General features: G+C 68.6%; 16 protein-coding genes and 1 pseudogene. 8 read left to right on the top strand and 9 right to left on the bottom strand.

Features of this window, described 5'->3' with window-relative positions:
• Positions 1–26: 26 nt before the first annotated feature.
• Positions 27–1,178 (top strand): CaiB/BaiF CoA transferase family protein, encoded by a 1,152-nt coding sequence (locus AAG689_RS08235; RefSeq protein ID WP_406625539.1) that lies wholly within the window; start codon positions 27–29, stop codon positions 1,176–1,178.
• Here AAG689_RS08235 and AAG689_RS08230 read toward each other — a convergent pair.
• The 3 genes and pseudogenes from AAG689_RS08230 to AAG689_RS08220 form a co-directional block, all read right to left on the bottom strand.
• Positions 1,159–2,148: a Bug family tripartite tricarboxylate transporter substrate binding protein gene (locus tag AAG689_RS08230; protein WP_406625538.1), complete on the bottom strand. Its 990-nt coding sequence runs from the start codon at positions 2,146–2,148 to the stop codon at positions 1,159–1,161. The two genes, AAG689_RS08235 and AAG689_RS08230, sit on opposite strands and share 20 nt — an antisense overlap.
• Positions 2,149–2,253: 105 nt before the next feature.
• Complete coding sequence (locus tag AAG689_RS08225) at positions 2,254–3,141, bottom strand: LysR family transcriptional regulator (RefSeq protein ID WP_406625536.1); 888 nt, start codon at positions 3,139–3,141, stop codon at positions 2,254–2,256.
• A pseudogene (locus AAG689_RS08220) lies at positions 3,132–4,091 on the bottom strand (class I SAM-dependent methyltransferase). The gene AAG689_RS08225 and the pseudogene AAG689_RS08220 overlap by 10 nt, the downstream one beginning before the upstream one ends.
• An 88-nt stretch (positions 4,092–4,179) precedes the next feature.
• Between AAG689_RS08220 and AAG689_RS08215 the strand changes: the two are divergent.
• Positions 4,180–4,494, top strand: coding sequence for a DUF2322 family protein (locus AAG689_RS08215; RefSeq protein ID WP_406625535.1), 315 nt, complete (start codon positions 4,180–4,182; stop codon positions 4,492–4,494).
• A gap of 69 nt (positions 4,495–4,563) precedes the next feature.
• Here the strand turns inward: AAG689_RS08215 and AAG689_RS08210 are convergent, their stop codons facing one another.
• The 5 genes from AAG689_RS08210 to aceE all read right to left on the bottom strand — a co-directional run bounded on the left by AAG689_RS08210 (position 4,564) and on the right by aceE (position 12,490).
• Complete coding sequence (locus AAG689_RS08210; protein WP_406625533.1) at positions 4,564–5,529, bottom strand: tripartite tricarboxylate transporter substrate binding protein; 966 nt, start codon at positions 5,527–5,529, stop codon at positions 4,564–4,566.
• A 116-nt stretch (positions 5,530–5,645) separates the two neighbouring features.
• Positions 5,646–6,197: a YdeI/OmpD-associated family protein gene (locus AAG689_RS08205; protein ID WP_406625531.1), complete on the bottom strand. Its 552-nt coding sequence runs from the start codon at positions 6,195–6,197 to the stop codon at positions 5,646–5,648.
• A 72-nt stretch (positions 6,198–6,269) separates the two neighbouring features.
• Positions 6,270–8,108 (bottom strand): dihydrolipoyl dehydrogenase, encoded by a 1,839-nt coding sequence (gene lpdA, locus AAG689_RS08200; protein WP_406625530.1) that lies wholly within the window; start codon positions 8,106–8,108, stop codon positions 6,270–6,272.
• A gap of 13 nt (positions 8,109–8,121) precedes the next feature.
• Entirely contained in the window at positions 8,122–9,771 is a 1,650-nt protein-coding gene (gene aceF, locus AAG689_RS08195) for a dihydrolipoyllysine-residue acetyltransferase (protein ID WP_406625529.1), read from the bottom strand.
• A 13-nt stretch (positions 9,772–9,784) separates the two neighbouring features.
• On the bottom strand, positions 9,785–12,490 hold the full coding sequence (gene aceE, locus AAG689_RS08190) for a pyruvate dehydrogenase (acetyl-transferring), homodimeric type (protein ID WP_406625527.1): 2,706 nt from the start codon (positions 12,488–12,490) through the stop codon (positions 9,785–9,787).
• A 172-nt stretch (positions 12,491–12,662) separates the two neighbouring features.
• Between aceE and AAG689_RS08185 the strand changes: the two genes are divergently transcribed.
• From AAG689_RS08185 to AAG689_RS08165, 5 genes are all read left to right on the top strand, one after another.
• The gene (locus tag AAG689_RS08185; RefSeq protein WP_406625526.1) at positions 12,663–15,215 is read left to right on the top strand and encodes a PAS domain S-box protein; all 2,553 of its coding nucleotides are present in this window, start codon (positions 12,663–12,665) and stop codon (positions 15,213–15,215) included.
• Positions 15,212–15,838: a response regulator transcription factor gene (locus tag AAG689_RS08180; RefSeq protein ID WP_020229668.1), complete on the top strand. Its 627-nt coding sequence runs from the start codon at positions 15,212–15,214 to the stop codon at positions 15,836–15,838. The genes AAG689_RS08185 and AAG689_RS08180 overlap by 4 nt, the downstream gene beginning before the upstream one ends.
• 85 nt (positions 15,839–15,923) lie before the next feature.
• On the top strand, positions 15,924–16,775 hold the full coding sequence (folD, locus tag AAG689_RS08175; RefSeq protein WP_406625525.1) for a bifunctional methylenetetrahydrofolate dehydrogenase/methenyltetrahydrofolate cyclohydrolase FolD: 852 nt from the start codon (positions 15,924–15,926) through the stop codon (positions 16,773–16,775).
• Positions 16,776–16,806: 31 nt separating this feature from the next.
• Positions 16,807–18,837, top strand: a complete 2,031-nt coding sequence (locus AAG689_RS08170; protein WP_406625524.1) for a M3 family metallopeptidase — start codon at positions 16,807–16,809, stop codon at positions 18,835–18,837.
• Between the two features lie 125 nt (positions 18,838–18,962).
• A complete protein-coding gene (locus tag AAG689_RS08165; RefSeq protein WP_406625523.1) occupies positions 18,963–19,601 on the top strand; it encodes a glutaredoxin domain-containing protein in 639 nt (212 codons plus the stop codon).
• 1 nt (position 19,602) lies between these two features.
• Here the strand turns inward: AAG689_RS08165 and rpiA are convergent, their stop codons facing one another.
• Complete coding sequence (gene rpiA, locus AAG689_RS08160) at positions 19,603–20,292, bottom strand: ribose-5-phosphate isomerase RpiA (protein ID WP_406625522.1); 690 nt, start codon at positions 20,290–20,292, stop codon at positions 19,603–19,605.
• A gap of 38 nt (positions 20,293–20,330) precedes the next feature.
• Here rpiA and AAG689_RS08155 point away from each other — a divergent pair, with 38 nt between their 5' ends.
• Positions 20,331–21,395, top strand: coding sequence for a quinone-dependent dihydroorotate dehydrogenase (locus AAG689_RS08155; protein WP_406625521.1), 1,065 nt, complete (start codon positions 20,331–20,333; stop codon positions 21,393–21,395).
• Positions 21,396–21,614 lie beyond the last annotated feature (219 nt).

Here is a 21,614-nt window from a genome sequence, read left to right as displayed (position 1 = left end):
GTGGCGTTTGCGGGATAGTCGGCGCCATGCAACTCGAAGGCATCCGCATCATCGACCTGACCCGCATCATCTCCGGGCCGTTCTGCACCATGCTGCTGGCCGATCTCGGCGCGGACGTGATCAAGGTGGAGACACCCGACGGCGACCCCGTGCGCGCCCAGGGCGAGGTCGTCGACGGCATGAGCTGGTATTTCGCGGCGTTCAACCGCAACAAGCGCTCCGTGGTGCTGGACCTGCGCAGCCCCGAGGGACTGGACGCGCTGCGCCACCTGATCCGCCACGCGGACGTGGTGGTGGACAACTTCCGCCCCGGCGTGATGGAGGCCATGGGCCTGGGCTGGGAGCAGCTGCAGGCGCTCTCGCCCGGCGTCATCCACACCAGCATCACCGGCTTCGGCGCCGACGGGCCCTACGCCCAGCGGCCCGCGTTCGACTTCATCGCGCAGGCCATGAGCGGCTTCATGAGCCTCAACGGCGATGCGCAGTCCGGCCCCATGCGCACGGCGGTCCCGATCAGCGACCTCGTGGCCGGCAACTACGCGGCGCTGGGCACGGTGGCCGCGCTGGTGCGCCGCGCGCGCACTGGCCAGGGCGAGCGCGTGGGAGCCGCGCTGCTGGACGGGCTGGTGAGCTACGGCGCGTTCTCCAGCGCCAACTTCTTGGCCAGCGGCCGGCTGCCGCCCGTGACGGGCAACGACCATTCGCTGGTCGCGCCCTACGGCCTGTTCGCCGCGGCGGATGGCGAGATCGCCGTGGCACCGTCCAACGATGCGGTGTACCGCAAGCTCATGCACGCGCTGGGCCTGCAGGCGCTGCTGGAGGACCCGCGCTTCGCCACCAATGCGCTGCGCGTGCGCCACCGCCCGCAGATCAACGCGCTGATCAACCAGGTGACGGTGCGGCGCGGCAAGGCGCACTGGGTGGAGGTGCTCAACGCCGCCGGCGTGCCCTGCGGCCTGGTGCAGGACCTGGCCGAGGTGTTCGCCGACCCGCAGGTGGCCCACCAGCAGATGGTGCTGGACGTGGAGCATCCGGGCCACGGCAGCGTGCGCATGACCGGCTTTCCCGTCAAGTTCGCCCGGCAGCCGTGCGCGGTGCGCCGGCCGGCACCCGACCTGGGGATGCACAGCCGGGAGGTGCTGCAAGAGCTGGGCTACGTCAGCCCAGCTCCAGCGTGAGCCCGGTGGCCGCGATCGCCGCGCGCCACTTCTTCGCGTCCTGCGCCAGGCGCTCGCCCAGCTGCTCGGGCGTGAGCGGGCGCGGCTCGCCGCCCTGGGCGCTGATGGCGCCGCGCACCTCGTCGGTCTGCAGCAGGCGGTTGACCTCGGCGTTCACCCGCTGCACCACGCCGCCGGGCACGCCCTTGGGGGCGAACAGGCCGTACCAGGTCGTCACGTCGAACTGCGGCAGGCCCTGCTCGGCCACGGTGGGCACGTCGGGCAGCACGGGATTGCGCCCGGCCGAGGTGACGGCTAGGGCGCGCAGCTTGCCCGCCTTGAGCTGCGTGAGCACGGAAGGGATGGACGCGGCCAGCATCTGCACCTGGCCGCCCAGCGTGTCCGCGAGCGCGGGGCCCGAGCCCTTGTAGGGCACGTGGCGCAGCCGGATGCCCGCCTGGTGCGCGAGCAACTCCACCGACAGGTGGGTGATGGTGCCCGCGCCGGGCGATGCGTAGGTGACGGTGTCGGGCGCCTTGCGCGCCGCCGCGATCAGGTCGGCCAGGCTTTTGTAAGGCGAGGCCGTGGGCACCACGTAGACCAGCGGCGAGTCGCCCACCAGCGCCACGGGCGACAGGTCGCGCTGCGCGTCGTAGGGCAGGCTCTTGTAGAACAGCGGCGCGATCACGAGGTTGTCGAGCTGCCCCATGACCAGGGTATGCCCGCTGTGCTCGGCCTTGGCCGCCTCGCCGATGCCGATGGTGCCGCCTGCACCGGCCTTGTTGTCCGGCACCACGGTCCAGCCCGTGGACTCGGCCAGCTTGGTGGCCACCACGCGCGAGAGGAAGTCCGTGCCGCCGCCGGGCGGAAACGGAACGATGAGCCGGATGGCCCGCGCGGGCCACGCGGCCGCGGTCTGCGCCTGCAGGTGCGGCGCCAGGCCTGCGGCCAGGGCGGCCGCCAGCGCCTGCCGTCGGGTGATGCACGTCATGGGGGGATGTCTCCTTCGGTCTTGTCGCAGCCCATGGTGCAGCCGGGGCGCCAGCCATGGCGTCGCAAATCCGCACGGCGGCATCTCGTTCAGCGATGCGTCACGTCACGCCAGCGGGCCGCGCAGGTGCTCCAGCAGCAGCCGCGCCGCGGCGCCGAGCTGGTCGTCCGGGCGCACGCCCAGCAGCAGCTGGCGGCGCGCCCAGGCGTCGTTCAGGTCCACCAGCGCGATGCCCTCCTGCACGTAGCGGCGCACGGCAGCCACCGGCGCCACGCACACGCCCAGGCCGGCGCTCACCATGGCGATCATGGCGTCGTAGGAGGTGACGTGGAAGCGCGGGCTGAAGCCCTGCTCACCCTGCGCGGCGGCGCGCGCCAGCATGTTGTTGGCGGCAGAGCCGCGGTGCATGGCCACGTGTTCGTACTGCAGCGTGGCGGCGAAGTCCACCGCCCCGCGCCCGGCCAGCGGGTGGCCGCGCGGCACCACCAGCGCCATGCGGTCCTGCCGGTAGGGGTGCACCTGGAGCTGCCGCGCGTCGTCCGACTCGGCGAACACGCCGATGTCGGCCGCGTTGTCCAGCACCATGCGCGTGACCGTGCTGCTGATGCGCTCCTCCAGCTCCACCTTCACGCGCGGATGCAGCGCCAGGAAGCGCGCGATGTCGTGTGCCAGGAACTGGGTGATGGACGACAGGTTGGCCGCCACGCGCACATGGCCGGTCACGCCGCTGGCGAAGTCGCGCACCTCGGCGGCCAGGTCCTCCGCGCCATGCAGCAGCGTGCGGGCGCCGCGCGCCAGCGTGCGCCCCGCCTCGCTGGGCACCACGCCGCGCGACTGGCGGATCAGCAGCGGCGTGCCGATCAGGCGCTCCAGCTCGGAGATGCGCTTGCTCAGCGCCGAGGTGGCGATGTGCTCGCGCTCGGCCGCGGCGGCGATGGTGCCCTCCTCGACCACGGCCACGAAAAGCTGCAGGGAATAGAGGTTCAGCCGCATGGCGCACTGTCCTGCCGGAAGACCAGCACCTTGAGCGCGCGGCCCGGGTCCACGTCGGCGAAAGCCGGCGGGTTGCCCACCCGCTCCACGAATATCAGGCCCGGCGCCAGTTCGCGCACCTACTCCCGCAGGAAGTCCACGCCCAGCTCGGGCGCATTCAGGCACAGCAGCGCGTGGCCGCCCGGCGCCAGCAGCGCGGGCAGGCGGCGCACCAGCCGCGCATAGTCCTTGGTGGCGACGAAGCTGCCCCTCTGGTAGCTGGGCGGGTCGGCGATCACCAGGTCGTACGGCCCGCCGCGCGTGATCTTGCCCCACGAGCTGAACACGTCGTGCGCCAAGAAGCTGGCGCGCGCGCCCAGCCCGTTGAGCTGATGGTTCTGCTGGCCCGTGCTTAAAGCGCCCCGGGCCATGTCCACGTTCACCACCTGCGCCGCCCCGCCCTGCAGCGCCGCGACCGAGAAGGCGCAGGTGTAGGCGAACAGGTTGAGCACCCTGGCGCCGGGCCGGGCGGCCACGTGGGCGCGCACCCAGCGCCGTCCCTCGGCCATGTCGAGGAACAAGCCGTGGTTCTGCCCGCGCAGCACGTGCACGCGAAAGCGCGCGCCCTGCTCCGTCACCATGTGCGGATCGGGCACGCTGCCGGCCATCAGCCGCGTCATCGGCAAGTTAGGGCTGCAGCCCTCGCTGCGCAGGGCCTCGCCGCGGTGCTGGAACACCCAGGAGAGAGGCTCGCGCGGCGCCAGCTGCGCCCAGCGCGCCTGCAGCGCATCGCCGACGGCGGCCAGTTGCCCCTCGTCCACGGGGGCGAAGCTCGTGAGCACGAAAACCGGCGGATAGGCGTCCAGCGCCCACTGCTCGCAGCCCGCGTGCAGCCCGCCGCGGCCGTGGAAGATGCGGCAGGCGTCCTCGGGCAGAGGCATGGCGGCGATGGCGTCGAGCAGGGCTTGCATGGTGGGGCGCTTATTCTGCCAGCGCGGGCAGCTATCTTTTTTGAGTTAGGGTACGAGGCTTTCGCCTCTTCACCCAAGGAATCCTCCCATGGCATTCGCCGACAACCTGCGCCAGCTGCCCTCCATCGCCCACCTGTCCGCGCTCGAACTGCTGGACGGTGCGGGCCAGGTGGTGGCCACCATCCCCAACCAGCCGGGCAAGACCGGCTCGCTCACCGTCTACGCCGCCCTGGCAGCCAAGCACGGCGGCATCACCCCCGATGCGGCGCGCGAAGGCCTGGAGCTGTTCGCAGAGCACACCGAGGACGCGCGCCAGCACCCCGGCAACCACCCCAACATCGACCGGCTGCTGGAGGTGATCGCCAGCGGCAAGGGCTACGCGGTGCGGACCGTCGCGGCTTGACGGTTTCAAGCCAAATCGCCCCGCAGCGCTTATCCACGAAGCGCAGGAAGCTATCTAATAGATAGCAGATCAGTCCACCGTTGCGCCGGACTGCTTCACCGCCTCGCCCCATTCCACGATCTCGCTGGCGACGAACTGGTCCATCTCCTGCGGCGTGGTGGGCGTGGGCTCGGAGCCGCGGTCGCGGATGAACTTCTGCATCTCCGCGCTGCGCAGGATGTCCACCGTCTCGCGGTTCAGCGTGTCCACGATCGCCTGCGGCGTGCCCTTGGGCGCCATCAGGCCCAGCCAGCCCACGGCCTCGAAGCCCTTGAACTCGGGCAGGCCCGATTCGTCGATGGTAGGCACGTCGGGCAGCTTGGACGAGCGCGTGCGCGAGGTCACGCCCAGCGCCACGGCCTTGCCGGACTGGATGTTGGCCAGCCCCGCCGTGACGGAGTCCACCATCAGCGGCACCTGCCCGCCCAGGAAGTCGGCCTGCGCCGGGCCGCTGCCCTTGTAGGGGATGTGCTCGATCTCGATCTTCGCGCGGGCCTTGACCATCTCGGCGCTCAGGTGCTGCGTGCCGCCGATGCCGGCGCTGGCGTAGCTCAGCTTGCCGGGCTCGGCGCGCGCCTTGTTCACCAGGTCCTGCATGGACTTCATGCCGCTGCCCGGGTGCGCCAGGAACACCAGCGGCACCTTGGCGATGAGCGTGATGCCCTGCAGGTCCTTGCGCGGGTCGAAGTTCACCTTGCGGTAGAGCGTCTGGTTCACCGCCATGGCGCTGCCGGCCACCAGCAGCGTGTAGCCGTCGGGCTTGGCGCGCACCACCTGCTCGGAGCCGATGTTGCTGCCCGCGCCCGCCTTGTTGTCCACCACGACGGCCTGGCCCAGACGCGTGCCGAGCCGCTCAGCCAGCGCGCGGGCGAAGATGTCCGTGGCCTGCCCGGGCGGGAACGGCACGACGAGGGTGATGGGCCGCTCGGGCCATGCCGCCAGCGCGGCGCCCGAGAGCGTGCATGCGGCCAGGGCCAGGCCGATCTTCTTGAACATGGGGGTCTCCTTGCTTGCGCCCGTGCAACGGGCACCGGGTTTATTGAAAGAAATGGCTTCCAGCGCTTATCCTTCAAGCGCTAGCAGCTATTAATTCTATAGCCACCATGCGGCACCTAATCCACCGCCTGCGGAGCGCTCAGGCTCTTGCTGTAGAAGCCCGAGGGGTCGAAGCAGCAGACCCGCTTCTTTCCCGAGGCCAGCATGTCGCACGCATCCGCAATGCGGCTCTTGCGCGTCTTGGCCTGCTTCGCGGACTCGATCCAGTGGATCCAGTCGATCCGGGCCAGCGTCGTGGTCGCGTCCCACACCACGCTGGCCTGCGGCGAGCCGGCCAGAGCCTGCCGGAAATCGGGCGGCAGTTCCGGCTCCGGCTCCCCGGCCACGGCGGATATCTCCAGCTCGACCATGTCGCCCGCCGCCGCACCGCAAGCCGCCAGCAGCGATGGGCTCACCTTCAGCCAGTGGCTGCGCTGGCCGTCCGGCTCCAGGGTGGCCTGGAAAGGGTGGCCGCCGAGTGTGCCTTCCACGGTCGTTCTCCCACGCCTGGGCAGCTTCTCGCTCGCGGACCTGGGCAGGACCACGAACGCCCATGCATCCCCCTTGGCCGCCTTGGCCGGGCGAAGCAGCTTTGCCTTGAAGCATGATCTCGTCGTTTCCTGGTTCATGGCGGCGTCCCGGACAAAAAAGCCGCGCAGCCCTTGCGGAGCATGCGCGGCCCACTGCGGCGTCTGCAGCAGCTACTTGCGTTGCGGCGGCACGTCCGTGCAGGAACCGTGCGCGATCTCGGCGGCCATGCCGATGCTCTCGCCCAGTGTCGGGTGCGGGTGGATGGTCTTGCCGATGTCCACCGCGTCCGCGCCCATCTCGATGGCCAGGGCCACCTCGCCGATCATGTCGCCCGCATGCGTACCCACGATGCCGCCGCCGAGGATCTTGCCGTGGCCATGGGCCTCGGGGGAATCGTCGAACAGCAGCTTGGTGTAGCCCTCGTCGCGGCCGTTGGCGATGGCGCGGCCGGAAGCCGTCCAGGGGAACAGGCCCTTCTTGACCTTGATGCCCTGGGCCTTGGCCTGGTCTTCGGTCAGACCCACCCAGGCGACTTCGGGGTCGGTGTAGGCCACGCTCGGGATCACGCGGGCGTTGAACGCGGCGGATGCCAGCGCCTTGTCGCCCTTGAGTTCGCCGGCGATGACTTCCGCCGCCACGTGCGCCTCGTGCACCGCCTTGTGCGCCAGCATGGGCTGTCCCACGATGTCGCCGATGGCGAAGATGTGCGGCACGTTGGTGCGCATCTGGATGTCGACGTCGATGAAGCCGCGATCGGTGACGGCCACTCCCGCCTTTTCCGCGCCGATCTTCTTGCCGTTGGGCGTGCGGCCCACGGCTTGCAGCACGAGGTCGTACACCTGCGGCTCGGGGGCGGTGCCGCCCTCTTCCGCCGGGGCGAAGCTGACCTTGATGCCCTCGGGCGTGGCCTCGGCGCCTACGGTCTTAGTCTTCAACATGATGTTGTCGAAGCGGTGGGCGTTCATCTTCTGCCAGACCTTCACCAGGTCGCGGTCGGCGCCCTGCATCAGGCCATCCATCATTTCCACCACGTCCAGGCGCGCGCCCAGCGTGGAATAGACGGTGCCCATTTCCAGGCCGATGATGCCGCCGCCCAGGATCAGCATGCGCTTGGGCACGCCCGCCAGCGCCAGGGCGCCGGTGGAGTCGACCACGCGCGGATCGTCGGGCATGAACGGCAGGCGCACGGCCTGCGAACCCGCCGCGATGATGGCGCGCTGGAAGGCGATGACCTTCTTGCTCCCGGTCTTTTCCTGCCCGGTGGCGCCCGTGGTTTCCTCCACTTCGAGGTGGTTGGCACCGACGAAGCTGCCCAAGCCGCGCACCGTGGTCACCTTGCGCATCTTGGCCATCGCGGCCAGGCCGCCGGTCAGCTTGCCGATGACCTTTTCCTTGTGGCCGCGCAGCGTGTCCACGTTGACCTGCGGCGCGCCGAAGCTGATGCCCGCCTTGTCGAGGTGGGCCACTTCATCGATGACGGCGGCCACGTGCAGCAGCGCCTTGGACGGGATGCAGCCGACGTTGAGGCACACGCCGCCCAGGGTGGCGTAGCGCTCGACGATGACGACCTTCAGGCCCAGGTCGGCCGCGCGGAAGGCGGCCGAATAGCCGCCGGGGCCGCCGCCGAGAACGAGCACGTCGCATTCCAGGTCAGCCGTGCCGCCGAAGCTGCTTGCTACAGGTGCAGGAGCTGCCGGCGCTTGCGCTGCGGGCGCTGGAGCCGGTTTGGGCTCCGAAGGCGCGGATGCGGGCGCGGGGGCCGGCGCGGCGCCTGCGGCTTCCAACGTCAGCACCACCATGCCTTCGCTGACCTTGTCACCGAGCTTCACTTTCAGCTCCTTCACCACGCCCGCGTGGCTGGAAGGAATTTCCATGGAGGCCTTGTCGGACTCCACGGTGATGAGGCTCTGCTCGGCCCTGATGGTGTCGCCGGCCTTCACCAGCACTTCGATCACGCCGACTTCGTCGAAGTCGCCGATGTCGGGTACTTTGATGTCGATCACTGCCATGTCAGTCGTCCTTTCACAGCAGCACACGGCGGAAGTCGCCGAGGATCTGGCCCAGATAGGCGTTGAAGCGCGCGGCGGCGGCGCCGTCGATCACGCGGTGGTCCCAGGTGAGCGAGAGCGGCAGCATCAGGCGCGGCTGGAAGGCCTTGCCGTCCCACTTGGGTTCGGTCTGGCTCTTGCAGACGCCAAGGATGGCGACTTCGGGCGCATTGATGATGGGCGTGAAGTAGCGCCCGCCGATGCCGCCCAGGCTGGAGATGGTGAAGGTGGCGCCGCTCATGTCGGCCGGGCCGAGCTTGCCGTCGCGCGCCTTCTTGGCAAGTTCGCCCATTTCCTGGCTGATCTGCAGCACACCCTTCTTGTCGGCGTCCTTGATGACGGGCACGACGAGGCCGTTGGGCGTGTCGGCCGCGAAGCCGATGTGGTAGTACTGCTTGTAGACCAGCGCATCGCCGTCCAGCGAGCTGTTGAACTCGGGGAACTTCTTCAGCGCGGCGACGCTGGCCTTGATCAGGAAGGCGAGCATGGTCACCTTCACGCCGCTCTTCTCGTTCTCCTTGTTGGTGGAGACGCGGAAGGCTTCGAGGTCGGTGATGTCGGCATCGTCGTGGTTGGTGACGGCCGGGATCATGATCGCGTTGCGCGTCAGGTTCGCGCCGCTGATCTTCTTGATGCGCGACAGCTCCTTGCGCTCGATGGGGCCGAACTTGGCGAAGTCCACCTTGGGCCAGGGCAGCAGGTCGAGGCCGACGCCGGAGCCGCCGCCTGCAGGAGCCTTGGCCGCCTGGGCCTTGGTCTGCACGGCGCCCGCCATCACCTGCTTGGTGAACGCGGACACGTCTTCCTGCGTAATGCGCCCCTTGGGGCCGGAGCCCTTGACTTCTTCCAGCGGCACGCCGAGCTCGCGGGCGAACTTGCGCACCGAGGGCGATGCGTGCGGCAGGCCCGGCGCGGGCGTGCCGGGCTGGTGCGCGGGCACGGCAGCCGTGGCAGTCGCGGGTGCGGCGGCAGCGGCAGGTGCGGGCGATGAAGATGCGGGCGCCGGCGCAGCGGCCGCAGGTGCGGGTGCGGCGGCAGGCGCACTGCCCGCCGCGCCTTCCAGCACGGCCACGAGATCGCCGATGTTGATCTTGTCGCCGATCTTGATCTTCAGCTCCTTCACCACGCCTGCGGCGGGCGACGGGATTTCCATCGATGCCTTGTCGGATTCGACGGTGAACAGCGACTGTTCCTCCTTCACCGTGTCGCCCACTTTGACGAGCAGCTCGATGACGGCCACGTCCTTGAAGTCGCCGATGTCGGGCACGCGCACCTCGAGCGGGCCGGCCGCAGCGGCAGGCGCGGCGGCGGGCGCTTCTGCTTTAGGAGCTGCCGGCGCTTGTGCAGCGGGCGCTGGGGCCTGTTCGGGCTCCTGGGCGCCGGCGTCGGCCGTTTCCAGCACGGCGATCACCGTGCCTTCGCTGACCTTCGCACCCAGCGCGACTTTCAACTCCTTGATGACGCCTGCGTGGCTGGAGGGGATCTCCATCGAGGCCTTGTCGGACTCCACGGTGATGAGGGACTGTTCGGCCTTCACGGTATCGCCCGCCTTGACCAGCAGTTCGATCACGCCGACCTCGTCGAAGTCGCCGATGTCCGGAACCTTGATATCTACCAATGCCATTGTTGTCTCCGGTTCAAGCGTAGAGCGGGTTGGTCTTCTCGGTATTGATGCCGTACTTCTGGATCGCCTCGGCCACCTTGGCGGCGGGCACCTTGCCTTCCTCGGCCAGGGCCTTGAGCGCGGCCACGACGATGTAGTGGCGGTTGATCTCGAAGTGCTCGCGCAACTTGCTGCGGAAGTCGCTGCGGCCGAACCCGTCGGTGCCCAGCACCTTGTAGGTGCGGCCGGCCGGGATGAACGGACGGATCTGCTCCGCGTAGTTCTTCATGTAGTCAGTGGAGGCGATCACCGGGCCCGTGGTCTTGCCCAGCTGCTCGGCCACGAAGGAAGTGCGCGGCGCATCGGCCGGGTGCAGCAGGTTCCAGCGTTCCACAGCCTGGCCGTCGCGGGCCAGTTCGTTGAAGCTCGGGCAGCTCCAGATGCCGGCGGCCACGCCCCAGTCCTTCTCCAGCAGCTCTTGCGCGGCGAACGACTCGCGCAGGATGGTGCCGCTGCCCAGCAGTTGCACCGTGGGCGCGTCCTGGGCCAGGGCGGGCGCCTGCTTGCACAGGTACATGCCCTTGATGATCTGCTCCTCCGTGCCGGGCTGCAGGCCGGGCATGGCGTAGTTCTCGTTGAGCAGGGTGATGTAGTAGAAGACGTTTTCCTGGCGCTCGACCATGCGCTTGAGGCCGTCGTGCATGATCACCGCGACTTCGTGCGCGAAGGTCGGGTCGTAGCTCACGCAGTTGGGGATGGTGCCCGCCAGGATGTGGCTGTGGCCGTCCTCGTGCTGCAGGCCTTCGCCGTTGAGCGTGGTGCGCCCCGACGTGCCGCCCAGCAGGAAGCCGCGCGCCTGCATGTCGCCGGCCGCCCAGGCCAGGTCGCCGATGCGCTGGAAGCCGAACATCGAGTAGTACACGTAGAACGGGATCATGATCCGGTTGTTCGTGCTGTAGCTCGTGGCGGCGGCGATCCAGCTGGCCATGCCGCCGGCTTCGTTGATGCCTTCCTGCAGGATCTGGCCGGCCTTGTCCTCCTTGTAGTACATCACCTGGTCGCGGTCGACCGGGGTGTAGAGCTGGCCCTTGGGGTTGTAGATGCCGATCTGGCGGAACAGGCCTTCCATGCCGAAGGTGCGCGCCTCGTCGACGAGGATGGGCACCACGCGCGGGCCGATGGCCTGGTCGCGCAGCAGCTGCGTGATGAAGCGCACGTAGGCCTGGGTGGTCGAGATCTCGCGGCCCTCGGCTGTGGGTTCGAGGATGGCCTTGAAGGTCTCGAGCGAGGGCACGGTGAAGCTCTCTTCGGCCTTCGCGCGGCGGCTGGGCAGGTAGCCGCCCAGGGCCTTGCGGCGCTCGTGCAGGTACTTCATCTCCGGCGTGTCGTCGGCCGGCTTGTAGTACGGCAGGCTGGGCAGCTCGCTGTCGGGAATCGGGATGTTGAAGCGGTCGCGGATGTACTTGATGTCCTCGTCGCTGAGCTTCTTGGTCTGGTGCACCGTGTTCTTGCCCTCGCCGGCCTTGCCCATGCCGTAGCCCTTGACGGTCTTGACCAGCAGCACCGTGGGCTGACCCTGGTGCGCGTTGGCGGCGTGGAAGGCGGCGTAGACCTTGGCGGGCTCGTGGCCGCCGCGGCGCAGCTCGAACACCTCTTCGTCGGTCATGTGCTCGACGAGCTTGAGCGTCTCGGGGTACTTGCCGAAGAAGTTCTTGCGCACGAAGGCGCCGTCGTTGGCCTTCATGGCCTGGTAGTCGCCATCGAGCGTCTCCATCATCAGCTGCTTGAGCTTGCCGCTCTTGTCGCGCGCCAGCAATGCGTCCCAGCCGTTGCCCCACAGCAACTTGATGACGTTCCAGCCGCTGCCGCGGAACTCGCCCTCGAGCTCCTGAACGATCTTGCCGTTGCCGCGCACCGGGCCGTCCAGGCGCTGCAGGTTGCAGTTGATGACGAAGACCAGGTTGTCCAGGTTCTCGCGCGCCGCCAGGCCGATGGCGCCCAGGGACTCGGGTTCGTCCATCTCGCCGTCGCCGCAGAACACCCAGACCTTGCGGTTCTCGGTGTTGGCGATGCCGCGCGCATGCAGGTACTTGAGGAAGCGTGCCTGGTAGATGGCCATCAGCGGGCCCAGGCCCATGGAGACAGTGGGGAACTGCCAGAACTCAGGCATCAGCTTGGGGTGCGGGTAGCTGGACAGGCCCTTGCCGTCCACTTCCTGGCGGAAGTTGTCGAGCTGCTCCTCGGTCAAGCGCCCTTCGAGGAAGGCGCGGGCATAGATCCCGGGGGCGCTGTGGCCCTGGATGTAGAGCAGGTCACCGCCGTGGTTCTCGCTCTCGGCATGCCAGAAATGGTTGAAACCGGCGCCGAACATGCTGGCCACCGAGGCGAAGGAGCCGATGTGGCCACCCAGGTCGCCGCCGTCGGCGGGGTTCAGGCGGTTGGCGCGCACCACCATGGCCATGGCGTTCCAGCGCATGTAGGCGCGCAGGCGCTTCTCGATGGCGATGTTGCCGGGGCAGCGCACTTCCTGGTCCGGCTCGATGGTGTTCACGTAGCCCGTGTTGGCCGAGAACGGCATGTCGATGCTGTTCTGGCGTGCATGTTCGAGCAGTTGCTCCAGCAGGAAGTGCGCGCGCTCGGGCCCTTCCTTGTCGATCACGGCCGATAGTGCTTCCATCCACTCTCGGGTTTCCAGTTGATCGGTGTCTTTCGTGGTCGAGCCTTGGGTCGGATCGGACATGCCAATGTCTCCTTGTGTATCGATGGCGTAAACGGGTTATGCCCGCAAGTTTCTCACAATTTTCCAAGATTTCAAATAGTGCTTTTGATTTTCATATTGAGAAAATTTGTTGCAATCGCACAATATTTCTCCAGATGAAATAGCGTCAACGCCCTCCCTTAAACTCCACTCCATGGACTCCCACCCGCCATCTGCCGAGCAGCCCGAATCCGCCGTGCCCACTCCGGCCCGCTGGTGGCGTACCTGGTGGCGCAGCCTCTCTCCTCACCGGCAGGACCGCTTTGCCGCCCTGGCACCCCTGGCGGCCGTTCTCATGTTCCTTGCAGCCATCATCGCTGCGTTCTGGTATTTACGCGCAGAAGAGGTGGAGCGCGAGAAAGAGGCCCTCAAGCGCGACGTGGAATACGCCCAGCAGCGCGTGCGTCTGCGCCTGCTGGAGAGGCAGGAGCAAATCATGCGCATAGCGCGCGACCTGTCGAACCAGGACCTGGAGCGCGCCGATTTCGTGGCGCGCGCCGAGGGCCTGATCAGCCAGTACCCCGAGTTGCAGGCCATCACCTGGATCGACGAGCGCGGCCGCATCCGTGCCAGCCACGCGGCGCCCACGGTTACCAGTGGCCAGTTGCGCGTGGCCGGCGAGGTGCTCAAGGCCGGAGAAACGGCCGACACCTTCGGGCTGGCACGCGATCTGCAGCAGCCGGTCTACGCACAGCCCACGGGCAGCAGCGGCGAGGCCGCCCCGCTGCTGCAGCTGCAGGTGCCGCTGTCGTCCCAGGGCAAGTTCGGCGGCGTGGTGCTCAGCGAATACTCCATCGACAGCCTGCTGCGCTACGGCACGCCCACCGAGGTGCTGGCGCGCTACGCCGTCACCCTGCTCGACGGCAACGATCACGTGTTGGCCGGCACGCCGCTAGCCCCGCGCCCCGGCGCCCGCCTGCCCTGGACGGCCAAGGCCAACGGCTACGAGGTGCCCGTGTCCCCCGTGGGCAACGGCCTGGTGCTGCGCGCGCAGGCCTACCGCACCTCGCTGGGCGTGGTGGGCAGCGGGCTGTTCTGGCTCGTGGGCACGCTCAGCGTGATGACCGCCTGGCTGCTGATCGCCACCTGGCGCCACACGCGCCGGCGCATGCAGGCCCAGCAGGCCCTGGTGGCCGAGACCAACTTCCGCCGGGCGATGGAGAACTCCATGCTCACCGGCATGCGCGCGCTCGACATGGAAGGCCGCATCACCTACGTGAACGCGGCCTTCTGCCAGATGACGGGCTGGACCGAGGCCGAACTGGTCGGCCAGACGCCCCCCTTCAGCTACTGGCCCGAGGGCGAATACGAAACCCTGCACGCCCGGCTGCGCGACGAGCTTTCGGGCAGGGCCATGATCGGCGGCTTCCAGATGCGCGTGAAGCGCCGCAACGGCACACTGTTCGACGCGCGCCTCTACGTCTCGCCGCTGGTCGATGCGCGCGGCCAGCAGGCGGGCTGGATGACGTCGATGACCGACATCACCGAGCCCAACCGCGTGCGCGAGCAGCTCACCGCCTCACACGAGCGTTTCACCATCGTGCTGGAGGCGCTGGACGCCTCGGTCTCCGTGGCGCCGCTGGGCAGCGAGGAACTGCTGTTCGCCAACCGCCTGTACCGCCAGTGGTTCGGCTCGCAGACCAACGGCCACCTGCAGCTCGTGGCCCAGGCCGGCGTGCTGCCCGCGCCGCGCGACAGCGGCGTGGAGGACGAGGACGGGCTCATGGGCCTGCCCACCGACACGCTGACCAGCGCGCGCTCGGAGAACGCCGAGATCTACCTGCCCGACCTGGGCAAATGGCTGGAAGTGCGCTCGCGCTACCTCAACTGGGTGGATGGGCGCCTCGCGCAGATGGTGATCGCCACCGACATCACGCCGCGCCGCCTGGCCGAGGAGCAGGCCGCGCGCCAGGCCGAGCGTGCGCAGTCCGTCAGCCGCCTCATCACCATGGGCGAGATGGCCTCCAGCGTGGCGCACGAGCTCAACCAGCCGCTCACCGCCATCAGCAACTACTGCAGCGGCATGGTCTCGCGCATCGAAAGCGGCCAGATCACGCAGGATGCCCTGCTTTCAGCCCTCTCCAAGACCGCCCACCAGGCCCAGCGCGCGGGGCAGATCATCCAGCGCATCCGCGCCTTCGTGAAGCGCAGCGAGCCCAACCGCCAGCTCGCCGACGTGGCCGGCATGGTGGCCGAGGCCGTGGAGCTGGCCGACATCGAGCTGCGCCGCCATAACGTGCGCCTGACCCACTACGTCGCCGCGCGGCTGCCCAAGGTGATGGCCGACACCATCCTCATCGAGCAGGTGCTGGTCAACCTCATGAAGAACGGCGCCGAATCCATCGCCCATGCGCACCGTCCGCCCGCGCACCGCAGCGTGGAGCTGCGCGTGGTGCCGCGCCAGGTGGACGGCCGCGACGTGATCGAATTCACCGTGCAGGACACCGGCAAGGGCCTCGCACCCGAAGTGCTGGCCCACCTGTTCGAGGCCTTCTTCTCCACCAAGAGCGAGGGCATGGGCATGGGCCTGAACCTGTGCCGCAGCATCGTCGAGTCGCACCAGGGCAGGATGCATGCGGAGAACCTCTACAATGGAACGGAAGTGACCGGCTGCCGCTTCACCTTCTGGCTTCCGCTGGCCGATGCTGCGGATGCCACTATGAATACCGTAGCAACATCCACCTCCACGCCAAGGACTACTGCATGAGCTTGCTTCCGAAAAAAGGCACCGTCTACGTCGTCGATGACGACGAAGCCGTCCGCGACTCCCTCCAGTGGCTGCTGGAAGGCAAGGACTACCGGGTACGCTGCTTTGATTCGGCCGAATCCTTCCTCGCGCGCTACGACCCCCGCGAAGTCGCCTGCCTGATCGTGGACATCCGCATGGGCGGCATGACCGGCCTCGAACTGCAGGACCGCCTGGTGGAGCGCAAGTCGCCCCTGCCCATCGTCTTCATCACCGGCCACGGCGACGTGCCCATGGCCGTCAACACCATGAAGAAGGGCGCGCTGGACTTCATCCAGAAGCCCTTCAACGAGGAAGAGCTGCTCGGCCTCGTCGAGCGCATGCTGGACCACGCGCGCGAATCCTTCGCCGACCACCAGCAGGCCGCCAGCCGCGACGCGCTGCTGTCCAAGCTCACCGGCCGCGAGGCACAGGTGCTCGAGCGCATCGTCGCCGGCCGCCTGAACAAGCAGATCGCCGACGATCTGGGCATCAGCATCAAGACGGTGGAGGCGCACCGCGCCAACATCATGGAAAAGCTCAACGCCAATACGGTGGCCGACCTGCTCAAGATCGCCCTGGGACAAAGCGCGGCCAAGGCCTGAGTCGCTCTCCTTTCCATAGCTGCCTGCGCATGCTCCACAAGCGCCAGGCAGCTTTTTCATTTGTAATCCGGACGCTTCCACCACCATGACAGCCCAACTGATCGACGGCAACGCCCTTTCGCGCCAACTGCGCGCCGACGTCGCAACGCGCACCGCCGCGCTGAAAAACCGCGGCATCACGCCCGGCCTGGCCGTGGTGCTGGTGGGCGAGAACCCGGCCAGCCAGGTCTATGTGCGCAACAAGGTCAAGGCCTGCGAGGACGTAGGCTTCCACTCGGTGCTGGAAAAGTACGAGGCCACGATGACCGAGGCCGAGCTGCTCGCGCGCGTCGAGGCGCTGAACGGCGACCCGGCCATCCACGGCATCCTGGTGCAGCTGCCGCTGCCCGCTCACATCGACGACCACAAGGTCATCGAAGCCATCTCGCCCCTGAAGGACGTGGACGGCTTCCACGTCGCCAGCGCCGGCGCGCTGATGGTGGGCGAAGTCGGCTTCAAGGCCTGCACGCCCTACGGCTGCATGAAGATGCTCGAATCCATCGGCATGAAGGATCTGCGCGGCAAGCACGCCGTGGTCATCGGCCGCAGCAACATCGTGGGCAAGCCGATGGCGATGATGCTGCTGGCCGCCAACGCCACCGTCACCGTGTGCCACAGCGGCACGGCCGACCTGGCCGCGATGACGCGGCAGGCCGACGTGGTGGTCGCCGCCGTGGGCAAGCGCAACGTGCTGACGGCCGGCATGGTCAAGCCCGGCGCCGTGGTCATCGACGTGGGCATGAACCGCAACGACGAGGGCAAGCTCTGCGGCGACGTCGATTTCGACGGCGTGAAGGAAGTCGCCGGCTACATCACCCCCGTGCCCGGCGGCGTCGGCCCCATGACCATCACCATGCTGCTGGTCAACACCCTCGAAGCCGCCGAACGCCTTGCTTGAACCCTTGGGCCCCGACGCTATCTATACCCGCATGAGCAATCCCCTCCTCGACTTCTCGGGCCCGATCCCGTTCGACCGCATCACCCCCGCCGACGTGGCCCCGGCCATGGACGCACTGCTGCGCCGTGCCGACACCGCGCTGGAAACCGTCACCGCGCCCGGCTTCCCCGCCGAGTGGAACGCGATCGCCCGCGTGCTCGACGTGGCCACGGAAGAACTGGGCCGCTCCTTCAGCGCCGTGAGCCACCTCAACAGCGTGGCCGACACACCCGAGCTGCGCGCCGCCTACAACGAGGCCCTGCCCCGCGTCACCGAGTTCTGGACGCGCCTGGGCGCCGACGAGCGCCTCTACGCCAAGTACAAGGCCATCGACCCCGCCACGCTCAACGCCGAGCAGCGCCAGGCCCACACCAACGCCATGCGCAACTTCGTGCTCTCGGGCGCCGAGCTGCAGGGCGCGGCCAAGGAGCGCTTCGCCGCCATCCAGGAACGCCTGGCCGAGCTGCAGCAGAAGTTCAGCGAGAACACGCTCGACGCCACCGACGCCTTCGCCTACTACGCCAGCGCCGATGAGCTGGAAGGCGTGCCCGCCGATGTGGTGCAGGCCGCGCGCGCCGCGGCGCAAGCCGAGGGCAGGGACGGCCACAAGCTCACGCTCAAGATGCCCTGCTACCTGCCCGTGATGCAGTTCGCCCGCAGCAGCGCCCTGCGCGAGCGCCTCTACCGCGCCTACGTCACGCGCGCCTCCGACCAGGCCGAGGGGGAAGGAAAGCGCTTCGACAACACCGCCGTCATGGCCGAGATCCTGGCCCTGCGCAAGGAAGAAGCCGCCCTGCTGGGCTACGCCAATTTCGGCGAGGTTTCCGTCGTGCCCAAGATGGCCCAGTCGCCCGCGCAGGTGGTCGGCTTCCTGCGCGACCTGGCCGCCCGCGCCCGCCCCTATGCCGAGAAGGACGTGGCCGACCTGCGCGCCTTCGCCGCCGAACACCTGGGCCTGGCCGACCCGCAGCCCTGGGACTGGCCCTATGTCTCCGAAAAGCTCAAGGAAGCGCGCTACGCCTTCAGCGAGCAGGAGGTCAAGCAGTACTTCACCGCGCCCAAGGTGCTCGCGGGCCTGTTCAAGATCGTCGAGACGCTGTTCGAGGTGGCCATCCGCCGCGACGAGGCGCCCGTGTGGAACCCCGCCGTGGAGTTCTACCGCATCGAGCGCGGCGGCCAACTGGTGGGCCAGTTCTACCTCGACCAGCCCGCCCGCCAGGGCAAGCGCGGCGGCGCCTGGATGGACGACGCGCGCGCGCGCTGGCTTCGCCCCGACACCGGGGCGCTGCAGACGCCCGTGGCGCACCTGGTCTGCAACTTCGCGAGCGGCGTGGAGGGCAAGCCACCGCTGCTCACGCACGACGACGTCATCACCCTGTTCCACGAATTCGGCCACGGCCTGCACCACATGCTCACGCAGGTGAACGAGCGCGACGTCTCCGGCATCAGCGGCGTGGAGTGGGACGCGGTGGAGCTACCCAGCCAGTTCATGGAGAACTTCTGCTGGGAGTGGGACGTGCTCAAACACATGACCGCCCACGTCGATACCGGCGCGCCCCTGCCGCGCGCGCTCTACGACAAGATGATCGCGGCCAAGAACTTCCAGGCCGGCATGGGCACGCTGCGGCAGATCGAGTTCTCGCTGTTCGACATGCTGCTGCACACCGAGCACGATCCTTCCAAGGACCTGCAGCCCCTGCTCGACCAGGTGCGCAGCGAAGTCGCGGTGCTCCAACCGCCCGCCTTCAGCCGCACGGCGCACACCTTCAGCCACATCTTCGCGGGCGGCTACGCGGCCGGCTACTACAGCTACAAGTGGGCCGAGGTGCTGAGCGCCGATGCCTACGCCGCCTTCGAGGAAACTGCCGGGGCCGACGGTCAGCCCAGTCTAGAGACGGGCCGCCGCTACCGCCAGGCCATCCTGGAAGCCGGCGGCAGCCGCCCGGCGATGGAATCGTTCAAGGCCTTCCGCGGCCGCGAGCCCAGCCTGGACGCGCTGCTGCGCCACCAGGGCATGGCATGAGGAAAAAGTGAGCTGCTTGCGCTTTCCAGCCAAGAGGTTCCGCCGCTTTTCAGTGCCAATCCTTTGACAGAAAAGCGCAAGCAGCTATGATTTTTGAAATCACCCGCGAGAACAGGAGCGCCCGCATGACCCCCTTCCGCTTTGCCGCCGCCGTGGGCTGTGCCGTCCTGGCCCTCGGCGCCGCACACGCCCAGCAGGTGTACCAGATCGTGGGGCCCGACGGCAAGGTGACGTTCTCCGACCGCGCGCCCGATTCCAGCGCATCCGCCACCCCGCTCGGCGGCGGCCAACGCGCCGCCGGCGCGGGCGACACGCTGCCCTATGCGCTGCGCCAGGTGGCCTCGCGCTTTCCCGTCACGCTCTACACCGGCAGCGACTGCGCGCCCTGCGCGAGCGCGCGTACCCTGCTGGTCCAGCGCGGCGTGCCCTTCACCGAGAAGACGGTCAACACCAACGAGGACATCGAGGCGCTGCAGCGCCTGAGCGGCAGCGCCAGCCTGCCGTTCGGCACCATCGGCGGCCAGCAGCTCAAGGGCTTCTCCGACGTGGAATGGACGCAGTACCTCGACGCGGCCGGCTACCCCGCCCAGTCGCAACTGCCGCCCAGCTACCGCCGCCCCGCCGCGACGCCGCTGGTGGCCGCCGTGCCGCCGCCCGCCGCGCCGGCCGAGGCACCTGCGTCCGCGCCGCGCCGCGCGCCGGTGCCGGCGCCAGCAGCCCCGAGCGGCCCGGCGCCGTCCAACCCGGCCGGCATCATCTTCTGAGTCAGAACGACAGCGTCTTCACGCCCTGCGCGGTGCCCAGCAGGCACACGCTGGCCTTCTGGTGCGCGAACACGCCCACCGTCACCACGCCGGGCCACTGGTTCACCTCGCTCTCGAAGGCCAGCGGGTCGCTGACGGTGAGGCCGCGCACGTCCAGGATGTGCTGGCCGTTGTCGGTCACCAGCGGCTGGCCGTCCTTCAGGCGCAGCGTGGCCTCCCCGCCCAGCGACTCGAAGCGGCGCGCGATCTGCGCGGTGGCCATGGGAATCACCTCCACCGGCAGCGGAAAGCCGCCCAGCACCTCGACCAGCTTGGACTCGTCCGCGATGCACACGAAGCGCTGCGCCAGCGCCGCGACGATCTTCTCGCGCGTGAGCGCCGCGCCGCCGCCCTTGACCATGTAGCCGCGGCCGTCGATCTCGTCGGCGCCGTCGATGTAGACCGCGAGCGAGCGCACCTCGTTCGCGTCCAGCACGGGAATGCCCAGCGCCCGCAGCCGCTCCGTGCTCGCCACCGAGCTGGACACCGCGCCGCGCACCTGGTCCTTCATGCTGGCCAGTGCGTCGATGAACTTGTTGACCGTCGAGCCCGTGCCCACGCCCACTACCTCGCCCGGCACCACGTACTGCAGCGCGGCCTGGCCCACCAGGGTCTTGAGTTCGTCTTGGGAGAGGGGAGCGGGTGTCGTCATGGGGGAAAATCCAAAGAAGTGAACCCTGGATTATCCGCATGTCCCTCCTGCCCTACGCACTCGCCCGCCCTTTCCTCTTCGGCATGGATGCCGAAGCCGCCCACGAACTGACCATGGACATGCTGGCGCGCGGCCAGCGCACGCCGCTGCAATGGGCCTGGTGCAATGAGACAGTGAGCGACCCGGTGCAGCTGGCGGGCCTCACCTTTCCCAACCGCGTGGGCCTGGCTGCCGGGCTGGACAAGAACGCGCGCTGCATCGACGCGCTGGCCGCCATGGGCTTCGGCTTCGTCGAAGTGGGCACCGTCACGCCCAAGGGCCAGCCCGGCAACCCCAAGCCGCGCATGTTCCGCATTCCGCAGAAGAACGCGCTCATCAACCGCCTGGGCTTCAACAACGAGGGGCTGGATGCGTTCATCGCCAACGTGCAGCGCTCGCAGGTGCGTGCGCAGGGCAACCTGGCGCAAGGCAAGCCACTGCTGCTGGGCCTGAACATCGGCAAGAACGCCGCCACACCGATCGAGCGCGCCACGGATGACTACCTCGCCTGCCTGGAGGGCGTGTACCCGCATGCCGACTACGTCACGGTGAACATCAGCTCGCCCAACACCCAGAACCTGCGCGCGCTGCAAAGCGACGAGGCGCTGGACGCGCTGCTCTCGGCCATCGCGGAACGCCGCGAACAGCTCGCCGCCGTGCAGGGCCGCCGCGTGCCCATCTTCGTGAAGATCGCGCCCGACCTCGACGCGGACCAGATCGCGGTGATCGCCGCCACGCTGCAGCGCCACGGCATGGACGGCGTGATCGCCACCAACACCACCATCGCCCGCGACGCGGTGCAGGGCCTGCCCCATGCCGGCGAGACCGGAGGCCTGAGCGGAGCACCCGTCCTGGAGGCCAGCAACGCGGTGATCCGCCAGCTGCGCGCGGCGCTGGGCCCGTCGTTCCCGATCATCGGCGTGGGGGGCATCCTGAGCGCAGAGGACGCCGTGGGCAAGATCCGCGCGGGCGCGGATGTGGTGCAGATCTACACGGGCCTCATCTACGAGGGCCCCGCGCTTGTTTCCAGGGCCGCGCGGGCCCTGCGGGACATGCGCCGCTGATGAGGGCCTGCCATCAATCAAATCCCCCGCGCGCTGGCCCCGCAACGCGGATGGATGCGCGAAGCGCGGCGCAGTCAATAGCCGTAGCTATTGGCAAGCCGCGCGACAAAGCAGACGCCGCATTGCGAGGCCAGCCCGCAGGGAGAGGCAGCCGGGCGGCGCATTGCGTCGTTGCGGCTTGCTTGTGTAGCAAAGCTACACGGCGCTCGCCACGCCTAG

Origin of the sequence: Acidovorax sp. SDU_ACID1 (assembly GCF_045291395.1) — a bacterium.
In the GTDB taxonomy this organism is placed as follows: domain Bacteria; phylum Pseudomonadota; class Gammaproteobacteria; order Burkholderiales; family Burkholderiaceae_C; genus MR-S7.
Note: the sequence above shows the minus strand (reverse complement) of the source record. Positions and strands in the feature narration are given on the sequence as shown.

What these genes read in the sequence shown, in the direction of transcription:
- AAG689_RS08235 (WP_406625539.1), top strand. Translation starts at nt 27, where the DNA reads ATGCAACTCGAAGGCATCCGCATCATCGACCTGACCCGCATCATCTCC.
- AAG689_RS08230 (WP_406625538.1), bottom strand. Translation starts at nt 2,148, where the DNA reads ATGACGTGCATCACCCGACGGCAGGCGCTGGCGGCCGCCCTGGCCGCA.
- AAG689_RS08225 (WP_406625536.1), bottom strand. Translation starts at nt 3,141, where the DNA reads ATGCGGCTGAACCTCTATTCCCTGCAGCTTTTCGTGGCCGTGGTCGAG.
- AAG689_RS08215 (WP_406625535.1), top strand. Translation starts at nt 4,180, where the DNA reads ATGGCATTCGCCGACAACCTGCGCCAGCTGCCCTCCATCGCCCACCTG.
- AAG689_RS08210 (WP_406625533.1), bottom strand. Translation starts at nt 5,529, where the DNA reads ATGTTCAAGAAGATCGGCCTGGCCCTGGCCGCATGCACGCTCTCGGGC.
- AAG689_RS08205 (WP_406625531.1), bottom strand. Translation starts at nt 6,197, where the DNA reads ATGAACCAGGAAACGACGAGATCATGCTTCAAGGCAAAGCTGCTTCGC.
- lpdA (WP_406625530.1), bottom strand. Translation starts at nt 8,108, where the DNA reads ATGGCAGTGATCGACATCAAAGTACCCGACATCGGCGACTTCGACGAA.
- aceF (WP_406625529.1), bottom strand. Translation starts at nt 9,771, where the DNA reads ATGGCATTGGTAGATATCAAGGTTCCGGACATCGGCGACTTCGACGAG.
- aceE (WP_406625527.1), bottom strand. Translation starts at nt 12,490, where the DNA reads ATGTCCGATCCGACCCAAGGCTCGACCACGAAAGACACCGATCAACTG.
- AAG689_RS08185 (WP_406625526.1), top strand. Translation starts at nt 12,663, where the DNA reads ATGGACTCCCACCCGCCATCTGCCGAGCAGCCCGAATCCGCCGTGCCC.
- AAG689_RS08180 (WP_020229668.1), top strand. Translation starts at nt 15,212, where the DNA reads ATGAGCTTGCTTCCGAAAAAAGGCACCGTCTACGTCGTCGATGACGAC.
- folD (WP_406625525.1), top strand. Translation starts at nt 15,924, where the DNA reads ATGACAGCCCAACTGATCGACGGCAACGCCCTTTCGCGCCAACTGCGC.
- AAG689_RS08170 (WP_406625524.1), top strand. Translation starts at nt 16,807, where the DNA reads ATGAGCAATCCCCTCCTCGACTTCTCGGGCCCGATCCCGTTCGACCGC.
- AAG689_RS08165 (WP_406625523.1), top strand. Translation starts at nt 18,963, where the DNA reads ATGACCCCCTTCCGCTTTGCCGCCGCCGTGGGCTGTGCCGTCCTGGCC.
- rpiA (WP_406625522.1), bottom strand. Translation starts at nt 20,292, where the DNA reads ATGACGACACCCGCTCCCCTCTCCCAAGACGAACTCAAGACCCTGGTG.
- AAG689_RS08155 (WP_406625521.1), top strand. Translation starts at nt 20,331, where the DNA reads ATGTCCCTCCTGCCCTACGCACTCGCCCGCCCTTTCCTCTTCGGCATG.